This window comes from Bradyrhizobium sp. (assembly GCF_035701725.1).
In the GTDB taxonomy this organism is placed as follows: Bacteria; Pseudomonadota; Alphaproteobacteria; order Rhizobiales; family Xanthobacteraceae; genus Bradyrhizobium.
On the sequence record NZ_DASSRP010000199.1, the window covers coordinates 1 to 12,710 of the forward strand.

Annotated in this window: 12 protein-coding genes; 3 read left to right on the forward strand and 9 right to left on the reverse strand. The window is 62.5% G+C overall.

The features are described from left to right. Window positions 1–99: 99 nt before the first annotated feature. The 4 genes from holA to VFL62_RS11540 form a co-directional block, all read right to left on the reverse strand. The gene (gene holA / locus VFL62_RS11525; RefSeq protein ID WP_325172505.1) at window positions 100–1,128 is read right to left on the reverse strand and encodes a DNA polymerase III subunit delta; all 1,029 of its coding nucleotides are present in this window, start codon (window positions 1,126–1,128) and stop codon (window positions 100–102) included. Window positions 1,129–1,231: 103 nt separating this feature from the next. Next, the gene (lptE, locus tag VFL62_RS11530) at window positions 1,232–1,783 is read right to left on the reverse strand and encodes an LPS assembly lipoprotein LptE (RefSeq protein ID WP_325172506.1); all 552 of its coding nucleotides are present in this window, start codon (window positions 1,781–1,783) and stop codon (window positions 1,232–1,234) included. Then, window positions 1,770–4,394 carry a leucine--tRNA ligase gene (gene leuS, locus VFL62_RS11535; RefSeq protein WP_325172507.1) on the reverse strand — a complete coding sequence of 875 codons (2,625 nt, stop codon included), beginning with the start codon at window positions 4,392–4,394 and terminating at the stop codon, window positions 1,770–1,772. Before leuS ends, lptE begins: the two co-directional genes overlap by 14 nt. Window positions 4,395–4,515: 121 nt before the next feature. Further along, entirely contained in the window at window positions 4,516–6,213 is a 1,698-nt protein-coding gene (locus tag VFL62_RS11540) for a diguanylate cyclase domain-containing protein (RefSeq protein WP_325172508.1), read from the reverse strand. Between the two features lie 103 nt (window positions 6,214–6,316). Here VFL62_RS11540 and VFL62_RS11545 point away from each other — a divergent pair, with 103 nt between their 5' ends. Beyond that, window positions 6,317–7,006, forward strand: a complete 690-nt coding sequence (locus tag VFL62_RS11545; RefSeq protein ID WP_325172509.1) for a YggS family pyridoxal phosphate-dependent enzyme — start codon at window positions 6,317–6,319, stop codon at window positions 7,004–7,006. Between the two features lie 153 nt (window positions 7,007–7,159). Here VFL62_RS11545 and VFL62_RS11550 read toward each other — a convergent pair whose 3' ends face one another. Next, window positions 7,160–7,945 (reverse strand): hydratase, encoded by a 786-nt coding sequence (locus tag VFL62_RS11550; RefSeq protein ID WP_325172510.1) that lies wholly within the window; start codon window positions 7,943–7,945, stop codon window positions 7,160–7,162. A 16-nt stretch (window positions 7,946–7,961) separates the two neighbouring features. Further along, entirely contained in the window at window positions 7,962–8,531 is a 570-nt protein-coding gene (locus VFL62_RS11555; RefSeq protein WP_325172511.1) for a L,D-transpeptidase family protein, read from the reverse strand. 225 nt (window positions 8,532–8,756) lie between these two features. Between VFL62_RS11555 and VFL62_RS11560 the strand changes: the two genes are divergently transcribed. Both VFL62_RS11560 and VFL62_RS11565 read left to right on the forward strand, forming a co-directional pair. Further along, window positions 8,757–9,443 carry a response regulator transcription factor gene (locus tag VFL62_RS11560; protein ID WP_072818367.1) on the forward strand — a complete coding sequence of 229 codons (687 nt, stop codon included), beginning with the start codon at window positions 8,757–8,759 and terminating at the stop codon, window positions 9,441–9,443. A gap of 205 nt (window positions 9,444–9,648) precedes the next feature. Continuing rightward, the gene (locus VFL62_RS11565; protein ID WP_325172512.1) at window positions 9,649–10,089 is read left to right on the forward strand and encodes a cyclic nucleotide-binding domain-containing protein; all 441 of its coding nucleotides are present in this window, start codon (window positions 9,649–9,651) and stop codon (window positions 10,087–10,089) included. A 36-nt stretch (window positions 10,090–10,125) separates the two neighbouring features. On the opposite strand, the gene VFL62_RS11570 is transcribed toward VFL62_RS11565, so the two are convergent. The 3 genes from VFL62_RS11570 to VFL62_RS11580 form a co-directional block, all read right to left on the reverse strand. Next, on the reverse strand, window positions 10,126–10,941 hold the full coding sequence (locus VFL62_RS11570; RefSeq protein WP_325172513.1) for an exodeoxyribonuclease III: 816 nt from the start codon (window positions 10,939–10,941) through the stop codon (window positions 10,126–10,128). A 124-nt stretch (window positions 10,942–11,065) separates the two neighbouring features. Beyond that, window positions 11,066–11,851 carry an outer membrane lipoprotein carrier protein LolA gene (locus VFL62_RS11575; RefSeq protein ID WP_325172515.1) on the reverse strand — a complete coding sequence of 262 codons (786 nt, stop codon included), beginning with the start codon at window positions 11,849–11,851 and terminating at the stop codon, window positions 11,066–11,068. 181 nt (window positions 11,852–12,032) lie between these two features. Continuing rightward, window positions 12,033–12,710 (reverse strand): DNA translocase FtsK (locus tag VFL62_RS11580; protein ID WP_325172514.1); only part of this gene is annotated, 678 nt, incomplete at its 5' end.

Sequence of the window (12,710 nt, forward strand, 5' to 3'; positions counted from 1 at the left end):
CGGTGTCGTTCACATCCGCTACCGCGACCTCGATCAGCTCGACGAGGTCGTCAAACGGCTGAGCTCGAAGAATTAAGAGCGCCGGGAGTTCCGGCTGTCTCATCCCCGCCGCCTGGCGTTTGCTGCGATCGACAGTAACGCGCGCTGGGCGATCGCGGCGGCGAGTGTCGCTTGCTCGCGCATGTCGAGCGCGGCCGTCGCAAGCTGATCGATCACCAGCACAAGCCGCGCCGCGTCGAAATTGCGCAGCGCCGCCTCAACGCTTGCTTTTCGTGAAAAGTGCAGTCTCGGAAAACCGCCGTCGAGCACCGCGGATGTTGGCGTTCCCTCTGAAATCGCGATCGCCGACTTGTGCAGCCACGCGGCCTGGCGCTGCGCGGCCGAGATGATCACGCCGGGATAGGTGCCGGCCACCATGGCCTTGGCGAACTCGGTTTCGACCGCGGACGGATTGCCGGCAAAGGCACCATCGACGATGGGGTCGATCTTCAGCTCGGAAGCGTCGGCCACCACCGCCATCACATCGTCGAGGGTCACCTCGCCCTTGCCATGCGCGTAAAGCGTCAGCTTGCGCAGCTCGTTGCGGGACGCTTGCCGATCGCCGCCGAGCAGTCCCATCAACACCGCACGGGCATCCGAGGCGATGCGCAGGCCGGAGAGTTTAAGTTCGTCGTCGATCAGTCGGGCCAGGTCGCGTTCGGTGTCCGGATAACAGGCGATCGCGACCGCGGTCTTGGCGCGCTCGCACGCCTTGCGCAGCGGAGACTCAGGCCGCAACTCGCCGGCCTCGATCACGATCCGGCAATCCCTGAGCGGCGTCTCGGCCAGCGCATCAATGCCGTTGGCAAAACTTCGCGAGCCGGCGCGAACACGAATCGCACGGCGGCCGCCGAACAGTGGAATCGTCAGCGCTTCGTCGACCAGGCGCGACGGCTCGGCCGCAAGCTCGTCTCCATCCAGCCGGACCAGAGAAAAGGGATCGCTGGGGTCGTCGACGGCGGAGGCAAGCAGTGCCTCGGCCCTTTCGCGCACAAGGCCCGCATCCGGACCATAGAGCAGGATGATCGGGCGGCCGGGATCGGGCCGGCCCAGAAAGGCATCGATCTCTTTGCCGCGGAGCGCCACCATAGGCGGAGATTTCCTGTCGGTTTCGAAAAAAGTGAAGCCGTGCCGGGGTCAGGGCCGAGATTGCGAGGGGCTGCCGCCGACCTCGCTTAAGCCAGTGAAAGCTTCAGGCGCCGGAATAGAAGAAGGAGGCCAGCCGCGTCTTGATGTTCTCGGCCACTTCCTGGCTGGCGCGATCCTCGGCATCCCTCAGAGCGCGCTCGCGGGAGAAACGCTGATAGCTGCCGGGAATGTCGTATGAGACGTGCGAGAACGTGGTGCCCGTCATCACCGACTTGTTCGTCGCATTGTCGATCAGGTTGAACTGGGCATCGATGCCATAATTCTCGCTGGTCGGCAGCCCGGTATTGACGTCGGTCATCAGATCGTAACGCGAGGTGGTGAATTTGATCACCAAGCGATGAGTGGGCGGTCCGCCGGTGGCGTTGCCGTAGAGCTTGAATGCGAGCGCGTTGCGAATGGCGACGCCGAGGCGGGCCTCGCGCGACGAATTCGGCTTGTCGACGGGCGGGAGTTCGACTCCCATCAGCTTGTCCCGCAGGCCCGGCGTGCCGTCGGCATGCTCGGCGTACATCGGCTGGAAGCAACCCGCCGTCAGCGCCGCGAGCGCCGCCACGGCGAGCAGCCGACCGAGGATTCGGAATTTAGCCAACGACATTCACGATCCTCATCGGAACAACAATCACTTTGCGCACGGGCTTGTCTCCCAGGGATTGTTTTACCGCATCAAGGGCCAAAACGGCAGCCTCAATTTCCTGATTCTGGGCGGTGCGCGCCACCGTCACCTCGCCCCGTTTCTTGCCGTTGACCTGGACCACCAGCGTCACCGTGTCTTCAACCAGCAAATCTCGTTCGATTTGGGGCCAGTTGGCCTCCGAAACCAGACCCGGCTGCTTCAGGACGCTCCAGCAGGCTTCGGCCAGATGCGGCATCATCGGTGCAAACAGATGAACCAGCGTGACGCCGGCCTCCTTGATGGCCCAAGCGAGGTCCGGCGCGGGCTGGCCGGAACGGGCAAGGATGTCGCCGAACGCGTTGGAAAATTCCCGGATGTGGGCGAGGCAGACATTGAAATGCAGCCGCTCGATGCCGCTCGACACCTTGTCCAGCGCGCCGTGGGTGGCCTTGCGCAAGCCGAGCGCCTCGGCGCCAAAGCTCGCGGGCCGCGCGACCGGCGCGGTAGCGGCGATTTCGGCTGAATCATTGATCAGCCGCCAGAGCCGCTGCACAAAACGCGAGGCACCCTGCACCCGCTCGTCGCTCCAGATCACGTCGCGGTCGGGCGGCGAGTCCGACAGCATGAACCAGCGCGCGACGTCGGCGCCGTAGGTCGCGATGATGTCGTCGGGGTCGACGGTGTTCTTCTTCGACTTCGACATTTTTTCGATCGCGCCGATCGCAACCGCTTCGCCGCCCTCAATCATGATGGCGCGGCGCTGGCCATCAATCGTCTCGACCTTCACCTCCGCCGGGGTCACATAGGTGCCGTCGGCCTTCTGATAGGTCTCGTGCACCACCATGCCCTGGGTGAACATGCCGGCGAACGGCTCGCTCATGTCGATGTGGCCGGTTGCCTTCATCGCGCGGGTGAAGAAGCGGCTGTACAACAGATGCAGGATCGCGTGCTCGACACCGCCGATATACTGGTCGACCGGCATCATCCGGTTGGCAACGCTAGGGGTGGTCGGCGCGGTCTCGTTCCAGGGATCGGTGAAGCGCGCGAAGTACCAGGACGAATCCACGAAGGTGTCCATGGTGTCGGTTTCGCGCACGGCTTTGCCGCCGCATTGCGGGCAATGGACGTGCTTCCAGGTCGGGTGATGGTCGAGCGCGTTGCCCGGCTTGTCGAAGGTGACGTCTTCCGGCAGCACCACCGGCAGGTCCTTGTCGGGCACCGGCACCACATCGCATTTCGGACAATGAATGACCGGGATCGGACAGCCCCAGTAGCGCTGGCGCGAGATGCCCCAATCGCGCAGGCGGAAATTGACCTGCCGCTCGCCGACCGGCGCATTGCCGCGCAGTTCGCGCTCCAGCCGTTTTGCGACTTCTTCCTTGGCCTGTTCGATCGTCATGCCGTCGAGGAAGCGCGAATTGATCATGCGGCCGTCGCCGTCGTAGGCGGTATCGGTGATCACGAAAGTTTTCGGATCCTGGCCTTCGGGGCACACCACCGGCGTGTTGCCGAGATGGTACTTGTTGACGAAATCGAGGTCGCGCTGGTCGTGCGCCGGGCAGCCGAAGATCGCGCCGGTGCCATATTCCATCAGCACGAAATTGGCGACATAGACCGGCAGCTTCCAGTTCGGATCGAACGGATGAACCGCGCGGATCCCGGTGTCGAAGCCCTGCTTCTCGGCGGTGTCGATGATTTCCTGCGCGGTGCCGATACGTTTGATCTCGGCGATGAACTCGGCGAGCTTCGGGTTCTTCGTGGCCGCGGCCTGCGCCAGCGGATGATCGGCGGAAATCGCCATGAACTTGGCGCCGAACAGCGTGTCGGGCCGCGTCGTGAAAATCTTCAGCTCGGTTTCGCCGGCAGGTGTCGTCGCCTTGTCGAGCGCAAATCGGATCAGCAGGCCCTCGCTGCGCCCGATCCAGTTGCGCTGCATCAGCCGTACCTTGTCGGGCCAGCGGTCGAGCGTGTCGAGCGCGTCCAGAAGCTCCTGCGAGTACTTCGTGATCTTGAAGACCCACTGATTCATCTCGCGCTGTTCGACGACGGCGCCCGAACGCCAGCCGCGTCCATCGATCACCTGCTCGTTGGCGAGCACGGTCATGTCGACCGGGTCCCAGTTGACCTTGCGCTTCTCGCGTTCGGCGAGGCCCGCGCGCAGGAAGTCGTTGAACATTTTCTGCTGGTGCTTGTAGTAGGAGGCATCGCAGGTGGCGAACTCTCTGGACCAGTCGAGCGACAGGCCGATCGAGCGCAGCTGCTTCTTCATCGCGGCGATGTTGTCGTAAGTCCAGGCCTTCGGCGCCACCTTGCGCTCGATCGCGGCGTTCTCGGCTGGCAATCCGAACGCATCCCAGCCCATCGGATGCAGCACGTTGAAACCCTTGGCGCGCATGAAGCGGGCCAGCACGTCACCAAGCGTATAGTTCCGGACATGTCCGATATGGATGCGCCCCGACGGATAGGGGAACATCTCAAGCACGTAGTATTTCGGCCGCGGATCGTCGTTCTTGGCGGCGAAAATCGCCTTTTCGTCCCATTGGCGCTGCCAATAGGGCTCGGATTCGCGGGCGTTGTAGCGTTCGGAGCTCATGGAATCGCTTGGCGTTTCTTGGATTCGGGTCAGGCCAAAATGAGCGCGGAATAGGCCACAAAAGCGGCTTTCCGGTCAACGGGGCCGAGGCTGATCCCATGCCTGATCGCTGCGCAGGATTCTAGCTCGCCAGCGCGACGGAGCCGCCGTTTTCGCCGGCCCGGCCCAGGCTGTGCTCGGCCACCGCGTTGCGGCCGCTGCGTTTGGCGACATAGAGGCTCGCATCCGCCGCCTCCAGCAGGTCGCCAGGCGTGAGCGCCTGGCAGGGTCGCACGCCGGCGACGCCGATGCTGACCGTGACCGCCAGATGGTTGGAAGTCACGTGCGGGATTCCGAGGTTCTGCACCGCGGCTCGGACCATTTCTGCGATCTCGAGTGCGCGGCCGGTCCCGGTGTTGGGCAGCAGCAGAGAAAACTCCTCGCCGCCGTAACGGGCCGCAAAGCCTGATGTCGCGGCCGCAAGACCCGCGAGTGCCTCGCCGATCCGCGTGAGACAGGCATCGCCCTCGGGATGACCGTAGGTGTCGTTGAACAGCTTGAAATGATCGACGTCGATCATCAGGAGCGACAGCTCGCCGCCACTTTGCTGGGCCTTCATCCACTCGAAGTCGAGCCGGCTCTGGAAGCCGCGCCGGTTGGCCAGGCCCGACAGCATGTCGACCGAGGCCATCACGGTCAGGCGGTCGTTGGATGCGATCAGGTCGAGCTCCCGCTCGGAGAGTTGGCTTGCCATGGCGTCGAACGCGCGCGCCAGCGGCGTGAACTCGACCGGCAAACCGCTGTTGGCGGCACGTGCCGACAGGTCGCCTTCGCCGAAGCGTCTGGCGATCGCCACCAGCTTGTGGATCGGCTGAATGATGAGCTTTTCAGCCGCGGCCAGCGCGCCCAGCAGCACGAACACGCAGACCAGGCCGAGCTGCAAATAGGCATTGCGAATGTCGCGGTTGATCTCGCCGGCCGCCTTGGCTTCGTCGACGATCAGGACCAGGCGTGATTCCGTGCCGGGGATGCGCGAGAAACTGAGCGTCCGCTTGACGCCGTCGGTGGACGGAAACGAAAACCGCCCAGTCTCCTGATCCGAATTGATCGCTCGCGTGACGGCGCCGGCGAGCGGGGGGATGCCGGTGAGGGCGCGGCCGACCATGTGGCTCATGTCGGCCGGCGCTGCCAGGACGGTTCCGGTGCTATCGACGAGAATCGCCAGGATGCCGCGGCGACCGCTCAGGTCGCTCATGATCTTCGACATCCAGTCGAGATTGACCGCGGCCGCTATCATGAGACCGGATTCCGGATTGACCGCGGCGACCGGATAGGCCGCCATCACGATCGGCTCGTCATTGTATTTCGAATGCAGAAAGTCGCTGACCACGAGGTCGTGCGCCATCCGCGCCCGCTTGAAATAATCGCGGTCATTCAGGTCGAGCCCGAGCAGCGTGTCGAGTGTTGCGCATTTGATCCGGCCATCATTGCCGACAATCATCAGGTTGCGGATCCATGGCAGCCTGACCGGCAGGCTTGCCGACAGGATATCGCAGCTCGGCTCGGACGCGCTCCTTGCAGCCTGGATATAGGCCGCCGATCTCAATACGGTCTCGACCGATGCGACAGCTTCGCGCTGGCTGTCGGCGCTGTGTTGGGCGAGGCGGGCGAACTCGGAATAAGCGGACGCAATCTGCCTGTTGCGAGCCTGTTCGAGCGAACGGGCGCGTTCGAGCATCAACGGCGCCACCAGGATCAGCGCCAGCAATACGAGTCGCGCGCGGATTCCGGATAGCTGCTCCAGACCCGTTCTTTTGCGTTTGATTTTGTCGCCTGACATGCGGTTCCCAGCCCAAACGCACGGTACCGGGAAGCTTTCAAGAAGCTCTGTTTCGAATATATAAAAATGGAACCATCGCGGAAATTTGGAACCGGCACATCCCATGACCTCTGACGCTTCCCGGCTAACCAACCATTTACCAAGCGGCCTCGCCGCCGTTGAAGAAGCGATTGCACGGGCCTGCACCGAGGCGAATCGTGATCGCGCTTCGGTGACGCTGGTAGCCGTCTCCAAGACATTTGATGCGAGCGCCATCGAGCCGGTCATTAAGGCCGGACAAACCGTGTTCGGGGAAAACCGCGTTCAGGAAGCCAAAGCCAAGTGGCCAGGGTTAATATCGGTTCACCCCGGCCTTTCCGTGCATCTGATCGGCCCGCTGCAGTCGAACAAGACCAAGGAGGCGGTGGCGCTGTTCGATGCGATCCATTCGGTCGATCGTCCGAGCCTCTGCGAGGCGCTCGCCAAGGAATTCCGTTCGCAAGACCGCCGGCCGCAATTGTTCGTTCAGCTCAACACCGGCGAAGAGCCGCAAAAAGCCGGCGTCGCGCCGGCCGACGCTGACAGGTTCATTGCCGACTGCCGCGAGAAATATGGTCTGGAGATTTCAGGCCTGATGTGTATCCCCCCGGTCGACGATGCGCCCGCGCCGCATTTCGCGCTCACCGCCAAGATCGCCGCACGCAACGGCTTGAAAAATCTCTCGATGGGAATGAGCGCGGATTTCGCGATCGCAATTCAAATGGGCGCAACCCACATCCGAGTAGGCTCGGCAATTTTCGGTCATCGCGGCTAATTCCTCGTCCCGGTCAAGCGAGCGGTACCGAGCGCGCGCCGGGACCCCGTGCCGCGTGATTTCCGCAAACGGCAAGGTGTCGTGCTGGCCTTGAACAAACCAAGGCCTGTGGTTATGGGTCCCCGCCTTCGCGGGACGACTGCGCTAGTTATTCTAGCTAAATCCAACCGACACGTGGCCCAGCGCGCCGAAATCGGCGGCGAACACGTCGCCGGCCTGAATCGGCAAAGGCGTGCAGCACGTACCCGTGGTGATGACTTCGCCTTCCCTCAGCGTGATGCCGAGCGCACGCAGTTCGTTGACACACCAGGCGAGCGCGACGCGGGGGTCGCCGAGTACGTTCTTGCCATGGCCAATATGTTTCTCGCCGCGCAGCGTGATGACCGGACGCTCCTCAATCAGATCGCGGCCACGCCAGTCGGCGCCGGTGGGATCGCCCAATACAAACTGATGCGCGCAGGCATCGTCGGCGATGAGCTGGGCCTCTCCGGCGCCGACAAAGTCGGCAAAGCGCGAATCCGGAATTTCGATCGCCGGATGCAGCGTGCCGACGGCGCCCAGCACCTCCTGCACCGAATAAGGGTTCGCCCGCGGCGGCAGGTCGCGCGCAAAGCGAAAGGCGAATTCAGCTTCGCCGACCCGCATTTCATTGCCCTTCACCGACGCCGTGCCGCCGTCGGCGATGACCGTATGGGTGAAAATGCGCCCTGCGAGCGGGCCGCCGACGTTGATGTGCTTTTGCCCGGCCGCGCTCGTGGCCGCGATCTTCCAGCCGAACAATGGGCCGCTGGCGTGCCTGGCGAGCGCGGCTTGCACCGCGTAGGCCTCGGTGCGGTCTGTTGGCCGGATCGAGACATCGAGGTTTTCGAGCTTGGTGCCGGCGCGCCAGTGGTCGCTCAGTATCTTCGCGGCGGCCGCAATCTTGTCTTGGTCAAGCATGGCGGTTTTTCCAGCCTCAGCCGATGACGATCTTCGTATCGGTGCCAAGGCGGCGCAAGAGCTGCAGCATCGCCGTCCTTGTCATCGAAACGCATCCGGCGGTCGGCGAAAAGTTCGGTCGCGCCAGATGAAGGAACACGGCGCTGCCCCGGCCCGAAATCCGCGGCCGGGTGTTGTGATCGATCTCGACGATGAAATCGTAGAGACGATCCTCGCGCGTGAGGCGGTCGCCACTCATTCCTGGGTCGAGCCTGATTCGCCGGTTGTAGTGACGGCTGGCCGGATTCTCGCACCAGGCGTCCTCGGCACGGATGGCGCGAACGGGCAAGAAGGTCTGCGGCCGCGGCGCGCGGTCGGCGCGCCACCACAATTGCTGCGGAAAGAACGTCCCCTTTGGGGTTCCACCGTCGCCCTCGCGCTTGTTGGCGATGATACCCCCGCGCCCGAGCGCGACCGGGATCACATGATGGCCGGCCACCAACCAGCCGCGGCGGGGATCGCCGGCAGCGCGATGGACCCTGATCGCCGCCAGCGGCCGGTCGTGCCCCATTTTTCGGTAAGTAGTTGAAAATCGGGAATTATCCATGGGCTCCGGGAGTCTCTTGTTCGGTGGTCCCTGAGACAATGGACCCGCCGCATTACAGGACATTCATCTAAATGTACGCGAATCCTAGGGTAGATTGCCTTTCGGCTTGTGAATTCGTAACAGCCGCTTACCTCATGACGAAAGTCTTGAAGACCCCCATCTGACCAATACGACAGGGCCCTACCCCCTTGGGTCCGCGCCGCTGCCTTCATAAGGACTGTACCAATGGCCAATGCCCGCAAGATCCTGATCGTAGATGACGATACCGATCTGCGCGATACGCTGGTGGAGCAACTCTCGCTGCACGATGAATTCGAAGCCTCCGCCGTCGACACCGGCGCGAAAGGCGCAACCGCCGCCAAGACAGATGCCCCCGACCTCGTGCTGATGGATGTCGGACTGCCGGATACCGATGGCCGTGAAGTTGTACGCTCCTTGCGCAAGGGCGGCTTCAAGGCGCCGATCATCATGCTGACCGGCCATGACACCGATTCGGACACCATTTTGGGACTTGAGTCCGGTGCCAACGACTATGTCGCCAAGCCATTTCGTTTTGCGGTGCTGCTGGCGCGCATCCGCGCGCAGCTTCGCCAGCACGAAGCCAGCGAAGATGCAGTATTTTCGGTTGGACCCTACAGCTTCCGGCCAGGCTCCAAGATGCTAACGGGCGCCAATGCCCGCAAGGTGCGGCTGACGGAAAAGGAAACCGCGATTCTACGCTTCCTGTATCGCGCCGGTCAGGCGCCTGTTTCGCGTGAAACGCTGCTTCAGGAAGTCTGGGGTTACAACTCGGGCGTCACCACGCACACGCTGGAAACCCACATCTATCGCCTGCGCCAGAAGATCGAAAAAGACGCCGCCAATCCAGAGATCCTGGTAACGGAGGCCGGTGGCTACAAGCTGGTGCCGTGATACGATTCGTCTGACGATTCGTCACGCAACTGGTCTCTAGTACCGCCGATCTGAAGTCCCTGCACTACAAGCGGCGAGTTGGATCAGGGACTTCAGATCGATAAAGCGGTACTAGAATCAATAGATTTGCTAGTGCCCATGCCTTTCCGAAGTTCGTGACGGTGGGTGCTGCGATGGAGCACGAACTTCGGAAAGTGGGCACTAGATGTCGATCGAGGATGATGTCGCCCTGCTGGAGCGGGTCCCGACGCTACGCGTGCTCGGGACCGCGTCGTTGCGTATGCTCGCGATCGGCTCCGAACAACGCAACCTTCCGCGCGGCTCTGTGCTCTTCAACGTCGGCGATGAGGCCGATGCCGGTTTCGTCGTTCAGCGCGGCGCGCTTCGTCTCCAGGATGGCGGCGCCGAGCTTGTCGCCGGGCCGGGCGCCCTGATCGGCGAACTCGCGCTGATCAACGCCATGCGGCGGCCCTCGACGGCAACCGCCCTGGAAGACTCCTCGGTGATTCGTGTGGCGCGCAGTCTGTTTCAGCGGGTGCTGGAGAGCGACCCCGCCGCGGCGCGGCGTCTGCGCGATGAATTCGCCAGGCGCACCAGCCAGATTGCCAGCGATATTCTGACGGCAAGCGGCAAGCTCTCGACCTAGCGGTCCTCAGGACGAGACCATAATTTCCCCGCCACCTCAAAGATCGAGCGTGACCGTCACCGGAACGTGGTCGGATGGCCGCTCCCAGGCCCGTGCGTCGCGGGTAATCCGGAAATCGCTGACCCGGTCTTTCAAGGCGCGCGAGACCCAGATGTGGTCGAGCCGGCGGCCGCGATCGCCGACTGTCCAGTCCGCGGCGCGATAACTCCACCAGGTATAGACCTTCTCCGACATCGGGATGCGGTCACGCGCCACGTCGATCCACTCGCCATGGTTCTGTGCCGCGAGCAGCTTCTCGCATTCGATCGGCGTATGCGAGACGATCTTGAGCAGTTGCTTGTGCGACCAGACGTCGTTCTCGTGCGGCGCGACGTTGAGATCGCCGACGAGAATGTGACGATCCTCGCCGCGCGGATGCAGCGGCTCGCAGGATTTCATCTCGTCGAGAAAGCGCAGCTTGTGTTCGAATTTCGGATTGAGCGCGGGGTCGGGAATATCGCCGCCGGCCGGCACATAGAAATTGTGCAGGATCAGCGGCCTTGCGAGCTCGGCTCTTTCGCCGAGCTCGACCGAGATATGGCGCGAGTCGATCTTGTCGCAGAAGGTGCGGATGTCGGTCTTCTCGAACGGCAGCCGCGATATGATGGCGACGCCATGATAGCCCTTCTGGCCGTTCAGGGCGATGTGCTCATAGCCGAGCCGCTTGAAGCGCTTGAGTGGGAACGCATCGTCGATGCACTTGGTTTCCTGCAGGCACAGGACATCCGGCCGCACCGATTTGATGAATTTGGCGACCAGATTGATGCGCAAGCGCACCGAATTGATGTTCCAGGTTGTCAGGGAAAAACGCATGAGAACCAGCGGGGAGACACGCGTTTAGAGAACGCATGTCTCAAGCTTGCAATCAAGGCTGATTTTGCAAGCACACGACGGGGCAGTGGATTGTTCGCGACGATTTCGTCGCCGGGCGACCAGCTCAGCCCGGCGGAAAAGTCTTTTCCGACAAGTCGATCTTGAACATGCCGGGATCAATCTTCTTGGACGAGTCCAGATTGTAGACGGCGACCGTGGTGTCATAGCCTTGCGGGTCGGTGACGGTCCATTGCTTCAGCTGGCCGTCCTTGGCTCCGACCATCAGCATCAGGCGGCTGGTGCCGGTCAAGAGCTGTCTCTCCTCAATGGTGACGCTGATATAAACATCGTCGGCGGTCACGCTGACAACATTGGTATCCTTCATCAGGTCGATACGGTCGGACAGCAGATAGCGCAGTGGCGTTTGCGACAGCGGATAGGGGTCCTTGGTATCGAGGTTGCGGTCGTGCACCACCACCATCGAGCCGTCCGCCACGATCTCGATCGGATTGGGCGCTTCATACTCGAAGCGCACCTTGCCTGGCTTCTGAATGAAGAACCGGCCCTTGGTCTTGCTGCCGTCGGGGCCGACCTGCACGAAGTTTCCGATCAGCGTCTGAAGCGACGAAAGATAGGTGCTGATCTTGGCCGCTTGCGCCTTCTGCTTGTCATCGAAGGTCGCAAAAATACTCAGCGGCAAATTGCGATGCGGATCGGGGATGAAGGGGGTGGGGGGCGCCTGCATCGCGCCCGTCGTTGTTCCCTTCGATCCGTCCGGCGCGCCGTCGCGGGTCTTCGGTGCAGGTTTCGGGGCGGGAATGCCCTGGGGCGGAACCGGCGCCTGGGCGAAGGCTTGCGCCGAAACGACGCCGACATACGCGGAGATGACAAATGCCGCCGCGGCTTTCATGAGGGCGACACGTTTGAAGGAAAGCGACAATCCGGTGGCCATTCGATTTTTCTGGGTCTCAGTCAACGCATCGCTTCCGTCGTTTGCCGCCCGTTTTATCGTGCTTCGCCCCAGCGGGGCTATCGCTTTTACGTGAAAAAACCGCAGCAATTAGGGGCGCTATAGGCTCAGAAACGGCGAATCAGAAGCCGCCCTCTTCTTCCGGAACGAGAATCTCGCGTTTTCCGGCATGATTGGCCTGTCCGACGATTCCCTCGAGTTCCATCCGCTCCATCAGCGATGCCGCACGATTGTAGCCAATTTGTAGCCGGCGCTGAATATAACTGGTGGAAGCCTTGCGGTCGCGTTTGACGATGGCCACCGCCTGCGCAAACAGGTCGCCGCCGCCGTCGCTGCCCATGCTGGTGCCGTCGAAGACCGCGCCGTCCTCTTCGGAGGGTTCCTCGGCCGTGACCGCTTCGAGGTATTCCGGCGAGCCTTGGGTCTTGAGGTGACGCACCACCTTCTCGACTTCCTCGTCCGAGGCAAACGGGCCGTGTACGCGGCTGATGCGGCCGCCGCCTGCCATGTAAAGCATGTCGCCCTGACCGAGCAGTTGTTCGGCGCCCATTTCGCCGAGGATCGTGCGGCTGTCGATCTTCGAGGTGACCTGGAAGGCGATGCGGGTCGGGAAGTTCGCTTTGATGGTGCCGGTGATGACGTCGACCGACGGACGCTGCGTGGCGAGGATCACGTGTAGCCCCGCGGCGCGCGCCATCTGCGCCAGGCGCTGCACCGCGCCTTCGATGTCCTTGCCGGCCACCATCATCAGGTCGGCCATTTCGTCGACGATGATGACGATATAGGGCAGCGGATCGAG